The organism is Streptomyces sp. NPDC041796, from assembly GCF_055590785.1.
In genome coordinates this window covers 122438-144887 of record NZ_JBVJAH010000005.1, presented here as the reverse complement: position 1 = coordinate 144887, position 22450 = coordinate 122438, and the positions used below count along the sequence as shown (strand labels likewise).

At 71.8% G+C, this 22450-nt stretch carries 20 protein-coding genes, 1 tRNA gene and 1 pseudogene; 8 read left to right on the top strand and 14 right to left on the bottom strand.

The window, feature by feature from the left end; genetic code table 11:
- Positions 1–72: 72 nt before the first annotated feature.
- From ACZ6C1_RS11535 to ACZ6C1_RS11525, 3 genes are all read right to left on the bottom strand, one after another.
- Positions 73–663: a lytic polysaccharide monooxygenase auxiliary activity family 9 protein gene (locus ACZ6C1_RS11535; protein WP_469240064.1), complete on the bottom strand. Its 591-nt coding sequence runs from the start codon at positions 661–663 to the stop codon at positions 73–75.
- 114 nt (positions 664–777) lie between these two features.
- Positions 778–1974, bottom strand: a complete 1197-nt coding sequence (locus ACZ6C1_RS11530; protein WP_469240063.1) for an SPFH domain-containing protein — start codon at positions 1972–1974, stop codon at positions 778–780.
- A 20-nt stretch (positions 1975–1994) separates the two neighbouring features.
- Positions 1995–3362, bottom strand: coding sequence for a peptidoglycan-binding protein (locus tag ACZ6C1_RS11525; protein WP_469240062.1), 1368 nt, complete (start codon positions 3360–3362; stop codon positions 1995–1997).
- 197 nt (positions 3363–3559) lie between these two features.
- Here ACZ6C1_RS11525 and ACZ6C1_RS11520 point away from each other — a divergent pair.
- From ACZ6C1_RS11520 to glxA, 3 genes are all read left to right on the top strand, one after another.
- A tRNA-Lys gene (locus ACZ6C1_RS11520) sits at positions 3560–3633 on the top strand.
- A 415-nt stretch (positions 3634–4048) separates the two neighbouring features.
- Positions 4049–5974 (top strand): glycosyltransferase family 2 protein, encoded by a 1926-nt coding sequence (locus ACZ6C1_RS11515; protein ID WP_469240061.1) that lies wholly within the window; start codon positions 4049–4051, stop codon positions 5972–5974.
- Positions 5971–7923 carry a radical copper oxidase GlxA gene (glxA, locus tag ACZ6C1_RS11510; RefSeq protein WP_469240060.1) on the top strand — a complete coding sequence of 651 codons (1953 nt, stop codon included), beginning with the start codon at positions 5971–5973 and terminating at the stop codon, positions 7921–7923. The genes ACZ6C1_RS11515 and glxA overlap by 4 nt, the downstream gene beginning before the upstream one ends.
- A 73-nt stretch (positions 7924–7996) precedes the next feature.
- Here the strand turns inward: glxA and ACZ6C1_RS11505 are convergent, their stop codons facing one another.
- The 7 genes and pseudogenes from ACZ6C1_RS11505 to ACZ6C1_RS11475 form a co-directional block, all read right to left on the bottom strand.
- Positions 7997–9031, bottom strand: coding sequence for a glycoside hydrolase family 6 protein (locus ACZ6C1_RS11505; protein WP_469240059.1), 1035 nt, complete (start codon positions 9029–9031; stop codon positions 7997–7999).
- 299 nt (positions 9032–9330) lie between these two features.
- A complete protein-coding gene (locus tag ACZ6C1_RS11500) occupies positions 9331–9993 on the bottom strand; it encodes a class F sortase (protein WP_469240058.1) in 663 nt (220 codons plus the stop codon).
- 2 nt (positions 9994–9995) lie between these two features.
- Positions 9996–10586, bottom strand: a complete 591-nt coding sequence (locus ACZ6C1_RS11495; protein ID WP_469240057.1) for a hypothetical protein — start codon at positions 10584–10586, stop codon at positions 9996–9998.
- 136 nt (positions 10587–10722) lie between these two features.
- Positions 10723–11502, bottom strand: coding sequence for an HAD-IIA family hydrolase (locus tag ACZ6C1_RS11490; RefSeq protein WP_469240056.1), 780 nt, complete (start codon positions 11500–11502; stop codon positions 10723–10725).
- Between the two features lie 328 nt (positions 11503–11830).
- A pseudogene (locus tag ACZ6C1_RS11485) lies at positions 11831–12265 on the bottom strand (GntR family transcriptional regulator); the annotation flags it as partial.
- Positions 12189–13163, bottom strand: coding sequence for a hypothetical protein (locus tag ACZ6C1_RS11480; protein ID WP_469240055.1), 975 nt, complete (start codon positions 13161–13163; stop codon positions 12189–12191). The gene ACZ6C1_RS11480 and the pseudogene ACZ6C1_RS11485, both read right to left, overlap by 77 nt.
- Before the next feature lie 260 nt (positions 13164–13423).
- Complete coding sequence (locus ACZ6C1_RS11475; protein WP_469240054.1) at positions 13424–14491, bottom strand: ROK family transcriptional regulator; 1068 nt, start codon at positions 14489–14491, stop codon at positions 13424–13426.
- A 56-nt stretch (positions 14492–14547) separates the two neighbouring features.
- On the opposite strand from ACZ6C1_RS11475, the gene ACZ6C1_RS11470 reads away from it, so the two are divergent.
- Both ACZ6C1_RS11470 and ACZ6C1_RS11465 read left to right on the top strand, forming a co-directional pair.
- Positions 14548–15621 (top strand): Gfo/Idh/MocA family oxidoreductase, encoded by a 1074-nt coding sequence (locus tag ACZ6C1_RS11470; RefSeq protein ID WP_469240053.1) that lies wholly within the window; start codon positions 14548–14550, stop codon positions 15619–15621.
- 23 nt (positions 15622–15644) lie between these two features.
- The gene (locus ACZ6C1_RS11465; RefSeq protein ID WP_469240356.1) at positions 15645–16154 is read left to right on the top strand and encodes a heme-degrading domain-containing protein; all 510 of its coding nucleotides are present in this window, start codon (positions 15645–15647) and stop codon (positions 16152–16154) included.
- A 57-nt stretch (positions 16155–16211) separates the two neighbouring features.
- Here the strand turns inward: ACZ6C1_RS11465 and ACZ6C1_RS11460 are convergent, their stop codons facing one another.
- From ACZ6C1_RS11460 to ACZ6C1_RS11445, 4 genes are all read right to left on the bottom strand, one after another.
- Positions 16212–17069, bottom strand: coding sequence for a fumarylacetoacetate hydrolase family protein (locus ACZ6C1_RS11460; RefSeq protein WP_469240052.1), 858 nt, complete (start codon positions 17067–17069; stop codon positions 16212–16214).
- A 101-nt stretch (positions 17070–17170) separates the two neighbouring features.
- Entirely contained in the window at positions 17171–17863 is a 693-nt protein-coding gene (locus ACZ6C1_RS11455; RefSeq protein ID WP_469240051.1) for a YidC/Oxa1 family membrane protein insertase, read from the bottom strand.
- 91 nt (positions 17864–17954) lie between these two features.
- Positions 17955–18263, bottom strand: a complete 309-nt coding sequence (locus ACZ6C1_RS11450; protein ID WP_469240050.1) for a DUF6412 domain-containing protein — start codon at positions 18261–18263, stop codon at positions 17955–17957.
- A gap of 25 nt (positions 18264–18288) precedes the next feature.
- Positions 18289–19077 carry a class E sortase gene (locus ACZ6C1_RS11445; protein WP_469240049.1) on the bottom strand — a complete coding sequence of 263 codons (789 nt, stop codon included), beginning with the start codon at positions 19075–19077 and terminating at the stop codon, positions 18289–18291.
- Between the two features lie 65 nt (positions 19078–19142).
- Between ACZ6C1_RS11445 and ACZ6C1_RS11440 the strand changes: the two genes are divergently transcribed.
- The 3 genes from ACZ6C1_RS11440 (at position 19143) to ACZ6C1_RS11430 (ending at position 22446) form a co-directional block, all read left to right on the top strand.
- Positions 19143–20156 carry an SEC-C metal-binding domain-containing protein gene (locus tag ACZ6C1_RS11440; protein WP_469240048.1) on the top strand — a complete coding sequence of 338 codons (1014 nt, stop codon included), beginning with the start codon at positions 19143–19145 and terminating at the stop codon, positions 20154–20156.
- A 133-nt stretch (positions 20157–20289) separates the two neighbouring features.
- Positions 20290–20736, top strand: a complete 447-nt coding sequence (locus ACZ6C1_RS11435; protein ID WP_469240047.1) for an excalibur calcium-binding domain-containing protein — start codon at positions 20290–20292, stop codon at positions 20734–20736.
- 168 nt (positions 20737–20904) lie between these two features.
- Positions 20905–22446 (top strand): ATP-binding protein, encoded by a 1542-nt coding sequence (locus ACZ6C1_RS11430; RefSeq protein ID WP_469240046.1) that lies wholly within the window; start codon positions 20905–20907, stop codon positions 22444–22446.
- The last annotated feature ends 4 nt before the right edge of the window (positions 22447–22450 follow it).

Sequence of the window (22450 nt, the reverse complement as noted above, 5' to 3'; positions counted from 1 at the left end):
CATGGCCCCAGCGGGGGTACGCGGGGTATGGCAGGCCCTACCAGCCGAACGGCGGTCGGCCCTGTCCGGTCGTCAGAACTGCACGTCGGAGCAGGCGTAGAAGGCGTTCGCCGTGTCCGCGATCGTCCAGACGGCCAGGATCAGGTGCTTGCCGGTCTTCCCGCTCGGGATGGTGCCCTGGTGCGTGAGCGTGGACGGCGGCTGCTGGGCGTTGTACGGGACGGTCAGGAACGGCTGGGGGTCCAGGGCCGCGCGGGTGAGCGGCGCGGTGCGGTTCCAGCCGTTCTTGGTGATGTAGTACTTGAAGTCGGTGGTGCGGTGCCGGGCGGTGAACTGCCAGCGGAAGGTGTAGCTCTGACCACCGGTCACCCTGGTGGCGGGCCAGTTGCCGCCGCGCGGGTCGTCGAGCTGGGCGAACTGCCCGTTGCCGCCCGCGCAGATCCTGCCGTCGGCGGGACCGCCGGCCGGGAAGCCCTTGGGGCCCTCGACGGACTGCGGCTCCCACTGGATGTTGCCGCAGTTGGTCACGGTGCCGTTGGCGCAGAGCTTCTGGCGGCTGATGGGCGAGTCGGTGTAGCCGTGGCTGCTGGCGCTGCTGGTGGCCAGGAGGGAGGCCCCGGCCACGCCGAGGGCCACCACGGCCGTGCCTATCTTGTGTCGCATGCTGTTGCTCCAGGTGGACGTGGGGGAAGTGCCATGAGCGTGCTGCACGCGTAAGGGGATCCGGTCTAGACCAAGTTCCAATGTATGGACGTCAGTTGAACATGTCCATACCAATCACGGACCTTCGACCGGACCACTCCTGCCCGTGTAGAAGGCCACCGTCAGGTCCTTGACCAGCGCCTTGCGGTCGTAGTCGTCCAGCTCGACCAGACCACGCGTGGTCAGCCGGTGGACCATGTCGTCCACCGCGTCCACCACCGACGTGAGCACCGTGTCCCGGTGCTTGGCGTCGATCGCCGCCACCCGGCGCCGCTGCATCGCGGCCGCGATCTCCGGCGCGTACTCGATCCGGGTCGGCTGGGCCGAGAAGACGTCGATCCCGACCGGGGCGCACTCCGCCGACAGCATCCGCGTCAGCGCCTCCCCCACCACCTCGGCGTCGCGCAGTGTCGGGGCGTCCTCGTGGAACGCGTCGGCCGGTAGCTGCGACAACACCCGAGCCATCGCCGACTCGACCTGCTCGCGCAGGTACTGCTCGTGGTCCGCCACCCCGAGCGCCGCCCGCACCGTGTCCCGGATCCGCCACACCACCAGCACCACGACCCGCAGCGCGGTGCCGTTCGCGTCCACCGCCGGCAGCGGCTCGCTGCGCCAGTGCCGCAGCCGTACGTCGACGCGGCGGCGCAGCAGCAACGGGCTCACCCACATGAGCCCCGTGCGCCGCACACTGCCCCGGTAGTCGCCGAAGAGCGTGAGGACCCACGCGTACCCGACCCTCCCCCGGGCCAGACCGCCGAAGGAGAAGAGCACCACCAGCACACCCAGCGCCAGCACCGCCCAGACGCCGAGCGGGATGCCGTTGTACGGGCGGGGCGGCAGCCCCAGCATGCCGGTCACCGACCTGGGCACCGCCCCGACCCACCACAGCAGCGCCGCGCACCCGGCCAGCGCGACCGCCCCGGTCACCACCCCGGCCCACCCGGGCAGCACCGGCCCGGGCCGCTCCACCAGCTCGGGGTCGGCCGCCGGCCCGGGCCGCCGCGCCGGTGCGGGCACCCTCACCGCGCGCGAGGCGCCCGGGGCCGCCGGTGCGCCCATGCCCGCCGGGGCGGCCGGTCCGGCAGGGCGCGGGTCGCCGGGCGTCCGGTCCCGCACGACGGCGACCGGTCCGGTGGCCACCGCCCCCGGGTCCGCCTTCTCGTCGTCGCGGAACAGCAGGTGCACCGGGATCTGCCCGGTGGTCTCGTTCCCGATGACCGGCACACGCCGACCGGTCGTCGTCCCGCCACCCTCCGGCGTCGCCGTACTCAACCCTGCCTCCTCGTGGTCGGTCATCGGAAAAGCCGCCGCCAGGTCTCGGGACCCGGGTAGCCGTTGGCGGCGGCGCCGCGCCAGCCCTGGGCGCGCTGGAACGCCTCGACGTTGCGCCGGTCCGCCTCGGTCCAGCGCGGACCGGGCCCGGCCCGGTAGTGGGCGCCGAAGCCGCGCTTCACCAACTGGCGCCCGAGCAGCTCGACGTGCCGGCCGGATTGGCCGGGCCGGAAGTACGCACGGCCGGGGAACACGGGCGCCGAGGCGGTCGCGCCGGGGCCTGGGGGGATGTCACGGCCCTGCCCGCTCACCAGCAGCCTCCAGGTGTCCGGCCCCGGCAGCCCGTCCGCCTCCCGCCCGGTCCAGCCCTGCGCCCGCTGGAAGGCCTGCGTCGCCCTCCGGTCCGCCTCGGTCCAGCGCGGACCGGGCCCCGAGCGGTAGAACCGCTTGCCGCCCCGCTCGACGAGCATCCGCCCGAGCCGTGTGACGTGCCGGTTGTTCGCTCCCGGCCCGAAGGACGCCGAGCCGGGGTACGCGACGGAGACTCCCGGGCCGCCGGGGTTGCCGAGGGTCCCGCCGCTCAGTCCCTTGTAGCGGTAGGCGACGTAACGGCTGGAGTTGTCCCAGTACGCCATCGGCGTGGCCAGCCTGCGGGCGTGCGGCCGGGTCTGCTCGTAGGCGGTGTAGGAGGTGTGCGTGTAGTCGGTCCAGCCGCCGAAGATGGTGACGTGCGAGCCCCGGTTGGGGTCGGCCGGGTTGTGGAAGAGCAGGATGTCGCCGGGCTGGAGCTCGGAGCGGTCCAGCCGGGTGCCGAACCGGTCGAGGGATCCGGTCCATTCGTTGCCGGCGAGGTTCCAGGCCATCGAGACGAAGCCCGAGCAGTCCTGGCGGTACCCGTCCGTCCAGTACTTCTCCATGGAGTAGGGGACCTTCGCGGCGACCCAGCGCTTGGCGCGGTTGATGATCTCGGCGCGGGTGGACCGGCGCAGCGAGGGGGCGGAGGCGTGACCGCCCGTCGGCCCGGCGTGCGGCCGCCCGTGCAGCGGCCCGGTGCCGCCCTGGGGGGTGGAGGCGTCCGGGTCGTCCCGGTCACGGCCGGGAGCGGAGGACGCCATGGGCCCGGCGGAGCCCGTGGGTCCGACGGGCCCCATCGGCCCCGTGGGGCCCGCCGGGTGGGTGACGGCGGTCGCGCCGGTTCCGGCTCCGCCGCCGAGGGCCACCCCGGCGGCGGTGAACAGGACCAGCGCGCGGCGCGCGCCGTGGGCGGCGGGGTGGCCGCCGGCCCTCAGGGCGAGGCGGAGGGCCGTCTCGCGCCGCTGCCGGGCGCAGCCGGCACAGGGACAGTCGGTGGCGGGCTCGTACTCCTCGAAGACCGGTACGGCGGCCATGCGGATCCCCTCCAGGTTCTTCCGGTGCTGCGGTACGGGCGCCAGTGTCTCAACTGTCCCGACATGTCGCATTTTGACGGTTGGAAGGGAAAAATCGGCGAGCCGACAGGCCGGGGGCGGCCCCAATGATCGACGGGAGAGGCCCCCGACGGTCCGGACCACCCCCGGACATCGGGTAAAGTCATGCAGGTCAGCAGGCGCCGCTAGCTCAGTTGGTTAGAGCAGCTGACTCTTAATCAGCGGGTCCGGGGTTCGAGTCCCTGGCGGCGCACGCGAGACTGAGGCCCCCTCACCACGGGTGAGGGGGCCTCAGTCGTGCCACCACTCCCGAGAGTCACCCAAAGCACGCGTATGCCCGGTAAACAGTCCGTTTCACCCTTGCGATCAAGCGAGGCGGCCGTAGACCCTATCCTGGAACCCATGCCCTCAATGGGGCAGGGGGTTCGTGCAGTTGGCAGCAGTTTCGGGGGATGCTCCGGTTGCGGGAACCGCGGGGTGGGGGCCCCGTTCACACACGGGATGCCGTGACAGGCATCATGCAACCGGAAGGTCGTCTTTCCCTGTCTACGGGGATGGTGGCCTGCCACTGATGCGTCGGGACACGCCGGCCCAGGGGGACCGCGCGCTCCGGACGGAAACGACACGACCAATCACGCAGCCAGTACATGCGTGCGGGGGGAAGACTCATGACGTCGACGCCGACCGGCGCCCGGCAGGACAACGACCCGTCCCAAACCACACAGCTCCGGGTTCCCCCGCAGCTCCGGACCGGTGGGGCGCGGCAGCGCGCCGCCGCCAAGCCGCTGCCGCGCTACGACTACGAGCACTACAGCCGACTCGCCGGGCCCCTCACCCAGCCCGACCCGAACAAGCCGTACAAGGTGCAGTACCGCTCCTTGATCTCGCAGGAGCCGCACCGCATACGGGTCGCGCTGATGCTCGCCGCCGCCCCGGTGCTGTCGCTGGTGCTGCTGGTCTGGCTGCTCCAGCCGTCGCACTGGACCGAGCGCGACTACCCCGCGTTCGACTGGCTGCCGGCCCTCGACATCGTGATGCTCGTCTCGATCGGTCTGATCGAGTTCTTCCGCTGCATGAACGTCCTGTCGAACGCGCACGCGACGCTGGTCGCCCGCGACCCCGTCCCGGTCGTGCCGGAGTCCGGCACCCGGGTCGCCTTCCTCACCTCCTTCGTCCCGGGCAAGGAGCCCCTGGAGATGGTGACGAAGACGCTGGAGGCCGCCGTCAAGATCCGGCACCGCGGCCTGATGCACGTCTGGCTGCTCGACGAGGGCAACGACCCCGAGGTCAAGGCCGTCTGTGAGCGCCTGGGCGTGCACCACTTCTCCCGCAAGGGCATCGCGAAGTGGAACCAGCCGTCCGGACCGCACCGCGCCAAGACCAAGCACGGCAACTACAACGCCTGGCTGGACGCGCACGGTGACAACTACGACTTCTTCGCCTCGGTCGACACCGACCACGTGCCGCTGCCCAACTACCTGGAGCGCATGCTCGGCTTCTTCCGGGACCCGGACATCGGCTTCGTCATCGGCCCGCAGGTCTACGGCAACTACGACAACTTCGTCACCAAGGCGGCCGAGTCGCAGCAGTTCCTGTTCCACGCGCTGATCCAGCGCGCCGGCAACCGCTACGGCGCGCCGATGTTCGTCGGCACGTCGAACGCCGTGCGCATCAAGGCCCTCAAGCAGATCGGCGGTCTGTACGACTCGATCACCGAGGACATGGCCACGGGCTTCGAGATCCACCGCCACAAGAACCCGGCGACGGGCAACAAGTGGCGCTCGGTCTACACCCCGGACGTGCTCGCGGTCGGTGAGGGGCCCAGCGCCTGGACGGACTTCTTCACCCAGCAGATGCGCTGGTCGCGAGGAACGTACGAGACGATCCTCAAGCAGTACTGGAAGGGCTGGTACTCGCTGCCGCCGAGCAAGCTCTTCAACTACACGATGATGATCATCTTCTACCCGATGTCCGCCCTGAACTGGATCCTCGCGGCCCTGAGTTGCGCGCTGTTCCTGGGCCTGGGCGCCTCGGGTGTGAACATCGACCCGACCGTCTGGCTGATGCTCTACGGCAACGCCTCCGCGCTGCAGATCGGCCTCTACGTCTGGAACCGCCGGCACAACGTCTCCCCGCACGAGCCGGAGGGCTCGGGCGGTGTGGCCGGCATGGTGATGTCCGCGCTGTCCGCGCCGCTCTACGCCAAGGCGCTGATCGACTCCGCCCTGCGCCGCAAGAGCAAGTTCGTGGTCACGCCCAAGGGCGACTCGGCGAGCCCGGACAGGTGGTTCGCCACCTTCCGGTACCACTGGTACTTCATCGCCATCTTCGGCGGGTCCATGGCCGCCGGTTTCGTCTTCGGGAACTCCCACCCCGCGATGATCATCTGGGCGTCGTTCGCCACACTGATCACCGCGACGCCGATCTTCGTCTGGCGGCACATGCTGCGCCAGGAGAAGAAGAAGCGCCACGGCCGGCACAGCACGCCGCCGCAGCCGCCCGCGCCGGTGGTGGACCACGCGCCGCAGGCCAAGCCGAGCTGGGCCGAGCAGAACGACACCATGCAGATCGCCCTTGGGGGACGTAACAAATGAGCAGCCTGCCCGTCCGGCCGAACCACCGGAGGAACCGCGCCCGTCGCATACTGATAGGCACGGCGGTGGTTGCGGTGGTCGCCGGGTTCAACGGGCCGGCCCTGTACCGGTACGGCTCGGAGAAGTACCACGACTACACGATCAACAAGCCGGAGTACAAGGCCGCCAACGGCCACTGGGACTTCCTCGACGTCCCCTCCGAGTTCCGGATCAACACCATCCACGCGGCGCTGCTGCACACCGGCAAGGTGCTGCTGGTCGCGGGCTCCGGCAACAACCAGAAGAACTTCGACGCGAACAAGTTCGAGTCGGTCCTGTGGGACCCGAAGACGAACAAGTTCAAGATGATCCCCACGCCGAAGGACATGTTCTGCGCCGGGCACACACAGCTCCCCGACGGCAAGCTGCTCATCGCCGGCGGCACCAAGCGGTACGAGAAGCTCAAGGGGGACGTCACCAAGGCCGGCGGCCTGATGATCGTCCACAACGAGGACCCGGACAAGCCGATCACCCTGCCCGCCGGGACGAAGTTCACCGGCAAGGCGAACGGGAAGACGTTCGTCTCCAAGGACCCCGTCCTGGTGGAGAAGGCCGAGAAGGTCTTCGACAAGACCACCGGCCGCTTCCTGCGCACCCAGCCGGGCCTCGGCCGGATCTACGTCGAGGCCGAGGAGTCCGGCAAGGAGTTCGAGACCGGCACCGAGGACAATTACAAGGTCGAGGGCCTGAAGGGCAAGGACGCCCGCAACGTCTACGGCATGGCGCAGAAGCTCGCCCTCGACAAGAAGGACTTCCAGGGCATCAGGGACGCCTTCGAGTTCGACCCGGTCGCCGAGAAGTACATCAAGGTCGACCCGATGAACGAGGCGCGCTGGTACCCGACGCTCACCACGCTCAAGGACGGCAAGGTCCTCGCCCTGTCCGGCCTCGACGAGATCGGGCAGATCGTCCCCGGCAAGGACGAGATCTACGACCCGAAGACCAAGAAGTGGGAGTACACCGGGATCGAGCGCCGCTTCCCGACGTACCCGGCGATCTTCCTGATGGACAACGGCAAGCTGTTCTACTCCGGTTCCAACGCCGGGTACGGACCGGCCGACGTCGGCCGTGAGCCGGGCGTCTGGGACCTGGAGACCAACAAGTTCGACAAGATCCCGGGCCTGAGCGACGCGGACCGGATGGAGACGTCCGCGACGGTCATGCTGCCGCCCGCCCAGGACCAGCGGTTCATGGTCATCGGCGGTGGTGGTGTCGGCGAGTCGCAGGAGTCCAGCGAGAAGTCCCGGCTGGTCGACCTCAAGGAGCCCAACCCGCGCTTCAAGGACGGCGCCTCCCTGGACAAGGGCACCCGCTACCCGAGCGCCTCGCTGATGCCCGACGACACGGTCCTGGTCACCGGCGGCTCGGAGGACTACCGGGGCCGCAGCGACTCCAACGTGCTGGAGGCGCGGACGTACGACCCGAAGACGGGGACGTACACGCGCGTCGCCGACCCGCAGGTGGGCCGCAACTACCACTCCGGCTCGGTGCTGCTGCCCGACGGCCGGGTAATGATCTTCGGCTCGGACTCGCTCTTCGCCGACAAGGCCAACACCAAGCCGGGCGTCTTCGAGCAGCGCATCGAGATCTACACCCCGCCCTACCTCTTCCGTGACTCCAAGCCCGAGGTCACCGGAGGCCCGGCGAAGATCAAGCGCGGGCAGAGCGGCGTCTTCAAGACCCCGGACGCCGCGAAGATCAAGACGGCGAAGCTGATGCGGCCGAGCGCCGTCACACACGTCACCGACGTCGACCAGCGCTCCATCGCGCTGGACATGAAGAAGACGGCCGACGGCATCGAGGTCACCGTGCCGAAGAACCGCGCCCTGGTCCCCTCCGGCTGGTACATGCTCTTCGTCACCGACGACAAGGGCACGCCGTCCGAGGCGGTATGGGTCGAGGTGCCGTAGCACCCGGTCACGACGCGAAGGGGCGCCCCCGGCGGGGGCGCCCCTTCGTCGTACGTGTGCTGCCGTGGTGCCGCTACTTCGTGTTGCGGGCCAGTTCGAGGGCATACTCCGGGAACCAGTCTCCCGCCTTCGGGCCACCCTTGCAGTCGCCGTCCGACTCGCCCGGGCGCTTGATCCACAGATACGCGTCGACCAGCGGGTCACCCGTCTTGGTGGTGGGCGTCTCGCCGAGGGCGCGGCCCGGCGGGTTGCACCAGTTCTCGGCCGGGTCGCCCTTGGTGTAGGGGCCGTTGCCGTTGCGGCTGGTGTCGATGACGAACGGCTTGCCGCCGACCTTCTTCGAGACCTTCTTGCCGTACTCCTTGCTGGCCTCGGTGGTCTGGAAGTTGGCCACGTTCACCGCGAAGCCGTCGGCCTCCTCGACGCCCGCCCACTTCAGCGGCTCGAAGATCTGGTCCGGCTTGCCCCAGCCGGCGTTGCCCGCGTCCAGGTACACCTTGGTGTTCGGGAGCTGCTTCAGCCGCTTGACGGCGCCCTTGAGCAGGTCGTACCGCTCCTCGTGGTACTGGTCCTCGGTACAGCCGTCCACCATGTGCATCACGGCGTCCGGTTCCACGATCACCGTGGCCCGCCGGTCGCCGATGCCCTTGGCGACCTTGTCCAGCCAGGCGCGGTACGCGTCGCCGTCGGCGGCACCGCCCGCGGAGTGCTGGCCGCAGTCGCGGTGCGGGATGTTGTAGAGGACCAGCACGGCGTCCCGGTCGGCCTTCGCGGCGGCTTCGGTGAAGCCGCGGGCGTCCTCCTCCGGCTGCTCCGTGCCGACCCATTCGCCCACCGGCTGGGAGGCGATCTTCTTGATGAGTTCGGCGTCCTCGGTCCTGCCGTCGCGCAGGTAGCCGGCGACCTGCTGGGCCGCCTTGCTGCCGGGATTGACCCAGAACGGATCGGTCGCCTTCGGCTGCTGGCTCACGCCCGGCACGGCCTCCGGCTTCCCGCCGCCGCCGGCGTCGGGGGAGGTGCAGCCCGCCAGCAGCAATGCCGCCACGGCGCCCACCGCCCCCACCGTGGCCGCCCTCACGCGGGCACGCCCGGTGCAACTGCCGTACATCCACTCCCCCTTGGGTGCACTCTGTGCGGGGCCACCCCCCAGGCGCCCCCTCCCGGACAACCCGGTCGAATCCATCCTGACACACGTGTCCGGAAAGCCACGAGGGCGGTCTGGATCGGGCCCGGGCGGCGTTCTGCGTGAGCGCGGGCTGCCGGACCGGCCCCGGCCTCCCGCGTGACGCCGGGTTCCTCCCGCGGCCCGGGCTCCCGTGGTCGAGGGCCGGCCCGGTCGACGGTCGGGGGATGGGGGGACCCCGGTACGGCCGGGGGGGAGGGCCGTCGGCCGGTCCAGGTGGTCCGTCACCTGCCGCCGGTCAGGTACGCGGAGACGACGACGTTCGCCGTGTAGGTGCCCGCCTCGCGGTCGAAGGTGCCGCCGCAGGTGATCAGGCGCAGTTCGGGGCGGCCCGGTTGCCGCTGCCCGTACGCCTTCTTCGGGTCGAACTCGTGCCGGGCGAAGACCTGCACGTCGTCGATGGTGAACTCGGCGACCGAGCCGTCCGTCCGGGTCACCACGATCCGCTCGCCGGGGCGGGCGGAGCTCAGGCCGTAGAAGACGGCGGGTTTCGTCTCGGTGTCGACGTGGCCGACGAACAGCGCGGCGCCGTCCGTGCCCGGCTTCGCCCCGTCGCCGAACCAGCCGACGGTGTGCGCCGTCCCGTACGGGGGCGGGTCTATCGCGCCGGTCCTGTCCAGGCCCCGCGGCGTGACCGGGGCGGTGATCCCGAGCGACGGGACCTCCAGGCGCTCGGGCGTGGCGGGCCCCATCGGCGGGCGGGCCGGCGGCAGCGGAACACCCAGGGGACGGCCGACGGCGGCGACGTCTCCGGTGGTGGGAGCGGACAGGCCACCGGGGCCGGACGTGATGTCCTTGCCCCACAGCCACAGGCCCAGCAGCAACAGGGCCCAGGCCACGCCGGTGAGCAGCCGGCCGTGTCCGGCGGGGTGCGATGCGGAGGACATGGTCAGTCCGCGCGGGTACGGCGCCGGCGGCGCGTGCTGCGGAACGCGACGGCGACCGCCGCGACGCCCGCCAGCACGAGGCCGATCACGGTGTGCGAGGTGCTGGGCCCCTGTTCCTCCGCCCCGCCGCGGGACGCGTCGGCGGCCAGCTCCGCCGCGCCTCCGCCGCCGGCGCTGACCGGGGCGACGGGGCTGGGCGGCGTGTGGTGGGTGACGTGGACGGTGCCGGCGTCGTGGTGGTTCCGCCCGCCGCAGTGGACGGTGAGCGGGTAGGAGCCGGAGTCGAGGTGGGACTTGACGGTGGTGTCCCCGTACAGCGGCCCGCCCCTGCCCTCGCGGCCGGACAGCTCGGCGTCCGCGACGAACGCCTTCGACCTGACCGAGCCGTGTCTTCCGTGGCAGCCGTGGACCTGGATGTCCACGTCCCCGCCGGGCTTGATGGTGGCCGGGACCACCAGGGCCGTGACCTTCTGCCGGTGCTTCTCGCCGTCCCGGTGCTCCTCACCGTCACCGGCGTACGCGGCTGCCCCGGCCGACAGGACGAGGGCGGTGGCCGTCCCCGCGGCACGGAGAGCAAACAGAGCTGAACGCATCGTGAACCTCCTGCTCTGAAGATTCACCCCGTTCGGCGGTTCCCGCATCCGCACAGGGACGGCATCCACCCCGTCTTTCACCCGGTCGGGCGGTCCTGACCTGGGCCGATGGGCCCGGGAAGGGACCGGAGAAGGTTCAGACGCGATCCACCAGATCGGCGATCGAGTCGACGACCGTGGAGGGGCGGAAGGGGTAGCGGTCCACATCGGCGGGGGTGGTGAGGCCGGTGAGGACCAGGAACGTCTCCATACCCGCTTCCAGGCCGGCCAGCACGTCGGTGTCCATCCGGTCGCCGATCATGGCGCTGGTCTCGGAGTGGGCGCCGATGGCGTTCAGCCCCGTGCGCATCATCAGCGGGTTGGGCTTGCCCGCGAAGTACGGGTCCTTGCCGGTGGCCTTGGTGATCAGCGCGGCGACCGACCCGGTGGCGGGCAGCGGGCCCTCGGCGGACGGGCCGGTCTCGTCGGGGTTGGTGCAGATGAACCTGGCTCCGCCGTTGATCAGCCGGATCGCCTTGGTGAGGGACTCGAAGCTGTAGGTGCGGGTCTCGCCCAGGACCACGTAGTCGGGGTCGTGGTCGGTGAGGATGTAGCCGATGTCGTGGAGCGCGGTGGTGAGCCCCGCCTCACCGATGACGTACGCCGTGCCGCCGGGCCGCTGGTCGTCCAGGAACTGGGCGGTGGCCAGGGCGGAGGTCCAGATGTTCTCCACCGGCACGTCCAGGCCCATCCGGGCCAGGCGGGCGTGCAGGTCGCGGGCGGTGTAGATGGAGTTGTTGGTGAGGACCAGGAAGGGCCTCTCCGCATCCCGCAGCTTCTTGATGAAGGCGTCGGCGCCGGGAATGGGGACGCCCTCGTGGATGAGGACACCGTCCATGTCGGTGAGCCAGGATTCGATCGGCTTGCGCTCTGCCACGGGCGGGACTCCTGCCGTACGGATACGTGCATGCGTGCTGGGGGCGCCGCGACAACGCTGTGGCGACGCCCCCAGGGTAGGCCCTGCCCGGCCGGGCAGACCGGGTCAGGGAGCGGGGTCCGGTGCGTGCAGATGCAGGGCGGAGGAGGGAGCCACTGCGGTGGGGGCACCTCCCGTGCCCGAAGGGCTACGGGGGACATTGGCGACCGACGACAACGCAGCAGATGTGCGTGCCAGGGCACGCGAGCCCGGCATGGCCGGCCGGGCAGGGCCTGATCACGATGCGGTGATCTTCACCCCGTCGATCGTCCAGTACCAGTTGTTCGCGCGGCACTCGGGCCTCGGTGACGTACGTGCTCTCCGGGCCGACCCGCCGTCGTCGGCGAGCAGCACACGCTCCATGTGCCGGACGGGCTCACCGGGTTCGGCGGCGAGCGCGGCGGGGCAGGGGAAGCGGTCGAGACCGAGGAGGTTGCGGCCGGGGCGGCGGCCCTGGCGGCGTACGCCCTCGGTGCGGCCGGCGAGCGACAGCGGCTGCTCCAGTTCGGGCCCGGCGACGACCGTGCCGCGTCCCTGCCGGCGCAGCCGGCCCTCCGGCAACAGCTCGCGGAGGGCCTGGGGCGTACGGCCTCGCGCGAGACTTCGTAACGCACCACAGGTCGCGCTCAGTGGGCAGCGCCTGCCCCTCAGCCCTTGCGGCCGCGCAGCCGCCCCGCGAGGGACAGCGTCCCGGCGCCCAGGAGGAAGGCGAGGACGGAGGCACCGGCGATGATCAGGACGTTCCGGCCGGTCCTGGGCAGTTCCTCGGCGAACTCGCTGGCGGGCTCCTCGTTCACGAGGGTGAACCGGTAGTCGGCGGACTCGCCCACCCAGTCGCCGTCGTCGCCGCGCCGCTGGACGACGGCGGCGTTGGCGGTGATCGTGTCGGGCCGGGCGTCGGAGGTGAAGGCGAGCCGGACCGGCACGGTGACGGTCCGGCCGGGCGGGACGGCGAAGCCGCGGAAACGGTCACCGCCGTCCTCGGCCGCGTCGTCGTCCAGGACGCCGACGAGTTCGTGCTCCTCGCTCGACTCGACGGTGACGGGGTGCTGGCGGCCCTTCCCGGCGCTGTCGTAGAACTCGAGCTGGATCTGGCCGGGGCGGAGGGCGCGGGCGCGGTCGGTGAAGACGATGACGGGGTGGATGTTGGCGCAGGGCTCGGTGGTGGTGTTGGTCAGCTCCACGTTCCAGGTGTGGAAGCCGCCGCCGGGACGGTAGGCCGTGGGGCCGCCGGAGATGCGCGTGCGGATCGGGAAGGCGGCGGCGGAGGCGTTCCCGCAGGAGGGCTGGCGGTCGGGGGCAGCCGCCTCGAAGGCCGCGGTGCCGTCCTCGGGAGCGGGCGGCGCGTGGGGCGGCTCCGCCGCGGCGGGGGCGTGGGGTGCGGCGGCGGGGGCGTGGGGTGCGGTCAGCGAGTGGGGTGCCGTCACGGCTGCCCCTGGTGCCGCGGGTGCGGCGACCGGCACGTGAGGTGCCGCGGCAGGGCCCTGCGGTGCGGTCGGCGCGTGGGGTGCCGTCACGGCTGCCCCCGGTGCCGCGGCGGGCACGGGAGGTGCCGCGGCGGTGAGTGCGAGGACGGCGACGGCGACGGTGGCGCCGAGGGCGGTGGCGTTGCGCAATCGCATGGGGAACCTTTGGCGGCGGGTGGACGGTCGTGCCCCGAGAACGTCCCACGCCCGCACCCCGACACACCGGCGCGGCGGCCACGTCCCGCCGAACGGCACCGCCGATGCGCCCGATCGGCCCAATGCGGGGCCCGGCGCGCGGCCGAACGCGGGGGGCGAACGCGCGCGGCCGAACGCGGGGGGCCGAACCCGGAGGCCAGAGGCGAGGCCGCACGTGGGGCCGAACCCGGGGGCCCGCCACCCGCTGCCTCCGTCGCCGCCTAGCGGCCGAACACCGGGGCCAGGACCAGTTGCGCGGCGCCCTCCGCGACCGGGTGGGGCGTGCCGTCCGCGAGAGTCACGGGCACCGCGGGGTCGCCCGCGCGCTGGGCGCGCTCCTCCAGGACGGCGCGCACGCCCCGGACGAAGGGCTCCACCGCGCCGGTCACCACCCGGCCGCCCAGCAGCACGTGGTCGATGTCGAGGAGTTTGACGAGGTTGGCCGCCCCGGCGCCCAGCACCCGGGCCGCCTCGGCGAGGTCGCCCCGCGCGACGGCGGCCAGGCACAACGCTTCCAGGCAGCCACGCCCGCCGCACCCGCAGACCGGGCCGTCGAGCTGGACGGTCTGGTGCCCGAACTCCCCCGCGCCCGTCCGCGCGCCCCGGTACACGGCGCCGCCGAGGACGAGCCCCGCGCCCAGCCCCGTACCGAGATGGAGGTACGCGAACGAGTCACCGCCCGCCCCGCTGAGGGCGAGGCTCAGCGCCGCCGCGTTCGTGTCCTTGTCGAGCACCACGGGCAACCCGAGCCGCCGGGCGAGCGCGTCGCGCAGGGGGAAGCCGTCCCACTCGGGGAAGCCGGTCACCCGGTGCGGCACGCCCGCCGCGTGGTCGAGCGGCCCGGGCATGGCGACGCCCACCCCGAGGACCGGCCGGCTGGTGAGCGCGGCGACCTCGCCGGCGGCCACCTCCATGACCACCTCGGCTCCCGCCCCCAGGTCCAGCGGGACGACGCTCGACGCCACGACGACCCCCGACAGGTCGACGAGCACGGCGGTGAGCTCGTCCCGGTCCAGGTGCAGGCCCACGGCGTGGACGGCTCCGGGGACGAGCCGCAGGACGGTGCGCGGCTTGCCGCCGGTGGAGGCGCGCCGCCCCGCTTCGGCCGCGAGTCCCTCCTCCCGCAGCCGGGCGGTGATCTTGCTCACGGCCTGCGGGGTGAGCCCGGTCCGCTCGGCCAGTTCCAGCCGGCTGGCCCCGTCCTCGCCCGCCTCGCGCAGCAGGCCGAGCAGGAGGGCGGCGTTGTGGCTGCGGAGGGCCGGCAGGTTCACACCCGTATCGCTGTTCACCGTCCCATTGTCGCGCCCGCTTGCACTTTGGCAACAGCGTTGCTTAAGTGGCGGTCATGACTGGACCGAGTGGAACGCTGCGCGTCGGACTCGTGGGCTACGGCCTGGCGGGCTCCGTCTTCCACGCCCCGCTGATCGCCGCGACCGAGGGCCTGACCCTCGACACGGTCGTCACGTCCGCCCCGGAGCGCCAGCAGCAGGCCCGTGACGCGTTCCCGGGCGTCCGCGTCGCCGCGTCCGTGGACGAGCTGTGGTCCCGCCCCGGCGAGCTCGACCTGATCGTGATCGCCTCGCCCAACAAGACGCACGTCCCGCTCGCGACCGCCGCCCTCGAGGCCGGTCTGCCGGTCGTCGTCGACAAGCCGGTCGCCGGTACGGCCGCCGAGGCGCGCGGGCTCGCCGCCCTCGCCGAGGCGCGCGGCCTGCTCCTCTCCGTCTTCCAGAACCGCCGCTGGGACAACGACTTCCTCACCCTCCGCTCGCTGATCGAGCGCGGCGACCTCGGCGACGTACAGCGCTTCGAGTCCCGCTTCGAGCGGTGGCGGCCCCAGCTCAAGGGCGGCTGGCGCGAGTCGGGCTCGCCGGAGGAGTTCGGCGGGCTGCTGTACGACCTGGGCAGCCACGTCGTCGACCAGGCGCTGGTGCTGTTCGGACCCGCGGTGCGGGTGTACGCCGAGGCCGACGTACGCCGCGAGGGCGCCGAGGCGGACGACGACACGTTCATCGCGCTCACGCACGCCAACGGGGTCCGCTCCCACCTGTACGTGAGCGCCACCGCCGCCCAGTTGGGCCCGCGCTTCCGGGTGCTCGGCTCGCGGGCGGGGTACGTCAAGTACGGCCTGGACCCGCAGGAGGCGTCGCTGCGCGAGGGCGGGCGCCCCGGCCCCGGGTGGGGCGACGAGCCCGAGTCGATGTGGGGCGCTCTGGGTGCCGGGGAGTCCCCGCGGACCGGAGGCGGCACCCCGGTCCCGTCGCTGCCGGGCGACTACCCGGCCTACTACGCCTCGGTCGCCGCCGCCCTGCGCGACGGTACGCCCCCGCCGGTCACCGCCCATGAGGCGGCGGCGGCGCTGGACGTGCTGGAGGCGGCGCGCCGCTCGGCCCGCGACGGTGTGGCGGTGACCCTGTGACCTCCACGACCACCACTTCCACCGTGTCCACGGCGTCCACCGCGTCCCCCGCGTCCACCGCGGCGACGACCGCCCCGACCGTCGCCGAGCTGGAGGAGGAGGAGGCCCGCCTGGCCCTCCCCCACTTCACGTACGACGACGCCTGGACGCTCGGCACACTCCTGGTCGGCCTGGCCCGCGAGCGGAACGCCCCGGTGGCCATCGACATCCGGCGCGGCGGCCAGCAGCTCTTCCACGCCGCCCTGCCCGGGTCGAGCGCGGACAACGACGCCTGGATCGACCGTAAGCGCCGCGTCGTCGAGCGGTACGCCGAGAGCTCCCTCCTGGTCGGCACCCGCTTCCGAGCCAAGGGCAAGTCCTTCGACACGGACTCCCGGCTGGACCCGGACCGCTACGCGGCCCACGGCGGCTCGTTCCCCGTCACGGTCACGGGCGCGGGCGTCATCGGCACGGTCACCGTCTCGGGCCTGCCGCAGCTGGAGGACCACGCGCTGGTGGTCGAGGCGCTGGAGCGCCTGATCAGCGCCCGATGAGCCGGCGGGCCACCCCCCTCCCCCGAGGGGTGGCCCGCCCTTCCTCCACGCCCGCGGTCAGGCGTCCTTCAGCTCCTGACGCTGCCGGCCGAGCCCCTCGACCTCCAGCTCCACGACGTCCCCGGCCCGCAGGAACGGCTTCGGCTCCGCCTGCCCCATGGCCACCCCCGCCGGGGTACCGGTGTTGATGACGTCACCGGGGTACAGGGTCATGAACTGGCTGACGTACCGCACCACTTCCCCCACGGGGAAGATCTGGTCGGACGTGGAGCCGTCCTGCTTCAGCTCACCGTTCACCCACAGCTTCAGCGACAGCGCCTGCGGGTCCGGCACCTCGTCGGCCGTCACCAGCCAGGGCCCGAGCGGGTTGAACGTCTCGCAGTTCTTGCCCTTGTCCCAGGTGCCGCCCCGCTCGATCTGGAACTCGCGCTCCGAGACGTCATGGGCGACCGCGTACCCGGCGACATGCGTGAGCGCCGCCTCCGCCGAGTCCACATAGCGGGCTGTACGTCCGATGACTACCGCGAGTTCGACCTCCCAGTCCGTCTTGCGGCTGCCGCGCGGCACGAGCACCGTGTCGTCCGGCCCGACGACCGTGTCGGGGGCCTTGAGGAAGACGACCGGCTCGGCGGGGGTCGCCTGGCCCGTCTCGGCGGCGTGGTCGTGGTAGTTCAGCCCGATGCACACGACCTTGCCGATCCGCGCCACCGGCGGCCCGATCCGCAGCCCGGCCGGGTCGAGCGCGGGCAGCACACCGGCGCCGGCGGCGGCCCTGACCCGGTCGAGCGCGGAGGCGTCGGAGAGCAGGCTCCCGTCGATGTCCGGAACCACCGCCGACAGGTCCCGCAGGACCCCGTCCTGGTCGAGCAGCGCGGGGCGTTCGGCGCCCGCCGTCCCGACGCGCAGCAGCTTCATGGTCTTCTCCTTGTGGTCGAGGGATGCCCCGGCCGATGGAGTGCGGCCATCGGAGGATTGGTCGATCCTCCAAGACATCGGATCACCCCGCAAGACCCCGTTCACAGCGTGGACGGCTCGCGGTAGAGGTAGGCCCGCTCGGCGGCGGTCCACGCCGTGCTCGTGACGACGTAGAGCGCGGCCGCGAGCGGCACCACGGCGACGGTGATGAGCGTGGCGAAGGACAGCAGCGGCATCACCTTCCCCACCCCGGCTCCCAGGCCACCGGCCATGCCTTCGCCCAGCTCCGTCATCTGCCCCTTCGTACGCCGGTACGTGTACGTGGCCAGGGCGGCGACGATCACGAACAGCGTCACGTACACCAGCCCGGCGGCCCCGAAGACGCCTCCGGCACCCAGGGCGTCCGTCCAGCGCCCGCCGAGCGGCGCGGTGAACAAGGAGTGCCCGGCCATCGTCCCGCCCGAGAACAGGTGGTACATCAGGAGGAAAGCGGGCGCCTGGAGGAGGCTCGGCAGGCACCCGGCCAGCGGCGACACCTTCTCCTCGGCGTGCAGCTCCAGCACCGCCCGCTGCAACCGCTCGGGGTCCTTGGCGTGCTTCTTGCGCAGCTCGGCGACCCGCGGCGCCAGCCGCGTACGCGCCTTCTGCCCGCGTGCGGCGGCCCGGGACAGCGGGTGCACGGCGAGGCGCACGAGCAGGGTGAACACGACGATGGCGGCGGCGGTGGCGGAGCCGTGGAACAGGGGCTGGAGCAGCGCGGCGAGCTGCTCGACCAGCGAGGCGAAAACGGACATGGGAAGGAGCCCTCCGGGGGTCTCGTCGTACCGGAAATCGGGGATTTCGGCAGGACGGAACCGCGTGGGGCCAAGCCTTGAAGAAGAACCCCTACGCGGCCGTCGCGACGAGACGGCCGGGCGCCCGGGGTCGCCGGCGCCCGGAGGCGTCGGGATCGCGCTGGGGCAGGAACGCGGTGCGCCGCTCACGGTCGCGGATGGCCGTGCGCACCCGTGTCGGCGGCACGGCGGGCACGCGGCGCGCGGCGATGACGGCGCACGCGAGGAGCTCGGAGCCGACGGCGGCGAGCGCCACGGCGGCGGAAAGGGCGCCGCCCTCGGCGTACAGGCCCTCGGAGAAGAGGAACAGCAGGAAGCCGAGCAGGCCGCAGCGCGCCAGCCGCGCGACAAGACCGCTCATGATCGCCCCCCTTCCTCTCCCCGACTCAACGTGGCCGCATCGAAAGAAGTTTCCCCCACACGACGAGCCGGTACGCCGAACTGTACTCGGGGGTGCATGTAGTGAGGGTCACGTAGTAGCCGGGCTCGTCGTACCCCTTGGGTACGGGGGCGATGACGGCGGTGTCGCGGGGCGAGGTCCGCGGCAGCGTGCGGTCGACCGCGTACGTGTAGACCGCGCTGCGCGTCTCCACGACGATCTCGTCCCCCTTCCGGAGCCGGTTGACGTACCGGAAGGGCTCGCCGTGGGTGTTGCGGTGCCCGGCGAGGGCGAAGTTCCCGGCCCGGCCGGGCTGGGCGGTGCCGGGGTAGTGGCCCACGTACCCCTGGTCGAGGACGCCGCGCTTGGCGATGCCGCGGGCGACGGGCACGGTCAGGCGGAGGGCGGGGACGCGGAGGATGGCGTACGCGGGGCCGCCCTGCCGGACCGCGGGGCTCGGCGGCCCGGGCGCGGTGGGCGGCGGGGTGACGTGCGGCGGTGCGGCCCCTGGCTCGGCCCCGCCCGACTCGGCCCGGCCGGTGGGCGACGGAGCGACGGTGTCCCCCGGCTCGTGCGGCTCCCTGGTCACCGCCCACTCCCGCTCCAGGGCGTGCACCTGGCGCCGCGCACCGGCGCGGGCCTGCTCGTTGGTCCACCAGAACTGATGGACCACGAGGAGCAGGAGCACCACCCCGGCCGTGACCGCGAGCTCACCCGCCGCCCACACCCCACGGGCGAACGCCCCGCGCCACCCGCGCCGCCGCTGCCGTACCACCACCGGTATCCGCTCGCGCACGGCGGCACCATAGGTGCTCGCCCGCCAACCCACCAGAGCCGCCGCACAGCAGTACGGTGTCACCCATGCGCCCCGACACGCCTGCCGATCACATCACCGAAGCCGAGCGTCTGCTGCGCACCGCGGCGCGGTACCCCGAGGACCGCGAACCGCTGCTGCTGCGGGCGGCCGCCCACCTGGAGCTGGCCGGCGCCCGCACTCGGGCGACGACGCTGTACGACGACCTCCTGGCCGCGACACCGGCCCCTCAGAACCCGCACCTGATCAAGGCCCTGAAGGCGGCCAACCTGTGGGAGTACGGCCACGAGGCCGAGGCCCGCGCCATCATCGACGGCATCCGCGCCACCCCGCCCTCCGGCCCGGCGGCGTGGGAGATCGTCGCGGAGACGCTGGAGGCCCACGACGAGCTGGAAGCCTCCGAGGCGACCTTCACCACCGCGGTCACCACCCTGCTCCCCTCGCCCGACGACGAGGTCCCTTACCCGAGCCAGTCGCTCCTCCTGGGCCGGCACCGGGTGCGCCGCCTGCTCGCGCTGCGCCACGACGACTGGGACGTCCTGGCCGACCGCCTCCACCGGGGCACCGTCCCGCTGGACGAGCTGCACGACCCCAAGCGCCTGTGGTCCCTCGGCTCCTCCGACCCGGCCGAGCTCCAGGCGGAGATCACACGCCTGCGCAGCGAACTCGGCTCGTACCGCACGGCCCTGTCCCGCCCGTTCCCGGTCGCGGTTCTGCTCTGGCCGGCCGACGAGCTGACCGAGCTCCTCGCCGCCTACCCGGAGCTGGAGTCCGAGTACCCGACCCACGAGGCCCACCTCACCGACCTCGAGGCGTCCCTCCGCGAACTCGCCGCAGCGGGCACCCCGAACCTGGGCATCGTCCAGGGCACGGTCCCCTCGTACGAGGCCTTCGCGGCCTCGGAGTCCACGTCCCCCTCCAACGCGGCGCTCCTCCCCCAGTACGCCACCACGCTCGCCGCCCGCGGCCGCGCCACCCCCTGGCCCCCCGCCCGCACGTCCCCCTGCTGGTGCGGCTCGGGCACGAAGTACGGCGACTGCCACGGCACGGCCCAGATCTGACCGTTCGGGAATTGGACTGTTCCCCTCCTCTTCACCTTGTGCATGCAGTAGTTTCACAATTGACTACTGCCGCCGACTGGCTCCCTGTTCCCCCACGCAGCTCCAGTCCCTGTGTGAGAGGGAGACGTGTGCCATGAGCAACCCCTACCAGCAGCCATCCGCCGCCCGCCCCCTGTACCGCATGAAGCGCGTCTGGGCGGGCGGCCTGCTGCTCGTACTGATCGGCACGGGCTGCGGAGCCGTGAGCGCCGAGGACACCCCCGAGCCGGCCACCAAGGCCGCCCCGGCCGCCACCATCACCACCACGGCCACCGCCACGATCACCGCGACCCCCACATCCGCCCCGGCCCCCGCCCCCACGGTCACGGTCAAGGTCACCGAGACCGCCACGGCGACGGCGACGGTCACGGTCACCGCCGACACGTACGGCGGCGGAAGCGACGACACCGGCAGCGACGTCTACTACAGCAACTGCGCCGACGCCCGCGCCGCCGGCGCCACCCCGGTCCGCCGCGGAGACCCCGGCTACGGCCGCCACCTCGACCGCGACAACGACGGCGTGGGCTGCGACAACGGCTAAGCGCCGATGCCCTGGTGAGGGGCTTCATTCAATTCTTCACCCCATGAGGGGACTCTCTGTGCCCCTACACTCACCTGCAGTATTTTCACACTTGACCTAGTTACCCGACTGGCCACTTCCCGCCCCGCGCCCCGGCCCAGTCATGTTCCCTGTGTGCGAGGAAGCCTTATGCCCTACGAGCCCGGCGCCGACTGGCAGTACGACGTCCCCACCAGCGGCAGCAAGCGGCTCCCGCCAGCGGCCCGTTATGTCGAATCCCTGACGCATCAGGGCTACGGCTTCGAGGCCGCGATCGCGGACCTCATCGACAACTCCATAGACGCTGGCGCACGCAATGTCGTCGTCAGTTTCCTGCGGGACGCGGACCGTCTTGTTTCCCTCCTCGTCATCGACGATGGCCGGGGCATGAACGAGCAGCAGCTCGACGTAGCGATGACCGTAGGTGGCCAGCAGGAGTACGCGGACCGCTCGCTGGGCCACTTCGGTGCTGGCCTGAAGGCGGCTTCGCTCTCACACGCAAACGCCCTCACCGTCATCAGCCGTACGAAGCGCAGCCCCTCGGCCGGCCGCCGCTGGCTCACGGCGCGAGCCCAGGCGGACTTCAGCTGTGACATCGTTGACGCCAAGTACTGCCAGGATCTGGTCGACCGTTACGACGGAGTCATCGGCTGGCACGGCACCATCGTGCGCTGGGACGGTGTGCGGTCTTTCGAGACCATCACCGCCGGACAGACTGATCGCTTCCTCAACGAGACCATTGAGCGTCTCGAAACACACCTGGGGCTCTACCTTCACCGGTTTCTGAACCGCGGCGGCTTCCACATCGACATCGTCGTAGAGGACGTGCAGACCAGGGACGAGCTCGACCACCGGGGTGTGGAGGCGATCGACCCGTTCGGGTATCGCGTCCCTGGACGCCCGGGCTTCCCGCGGCAGTTCACAGCGCCGGTCGAGGGAGTGGGCGAACTCCAGCTGACGGCCCACATCTGGCCCCCCAAGTCCCCGCTCGTCTCGTACCGGGGCATCGGGCCGCTCGCCGAGCGCCAGGGTTTCTACATTTACCGCAACGACCGGCTGGTTCAGGCAGGAGGCTGGAACGGCACCCGGAGCGGCGAGACTCACCACAATCTGGCCCGTGTGGCCATCGACCTGCCGCCGCAGCGGAACGGCGTCTTCTCCCTAACGGTCAAGAAGGATGGCGTGAACGTGACGCCGGCCTTCGCCCGGGGACTGGAGAAGGCCGCCGACGCCGATGGCAACACCTTCACCGAGTACCTGGCCGCAGCCGAATCGACCTACCGCGACGCCGCCCGCCGTTCCACGGAGGTGCACCGCAAGGAGGTCGTTCCTCCGGGCAAGGGCATCGACCCCAAGCTGAAGCGCACGCTACGGGACGAGCTGCCCCAGCTGGAGGGTGAGGATCCGATCACTTTCCGGTGGGAAACCCTGCCGGCACACGTCTTCTTCGACATTGACCGCGAGGAGCACGTGGTACGGCTCAACAGCGAGTACCGGCAGGCCTTCAACGGCGACCGGCGCGCAGGGTCCAACGATGCTCCCGTACTCAAGGGCTTGCTGTACCTGATGCTCGAGAAGAATTTCCGCATGGGCCGCTCCAGCGCGCAGCGCGACGATGAGATGGCCCTGTGGAACAGCGTCTTGCTCTCAGCTGTGAGCTGCGAAATCACACGTCACGAGAACGGCCGTTGAGGAG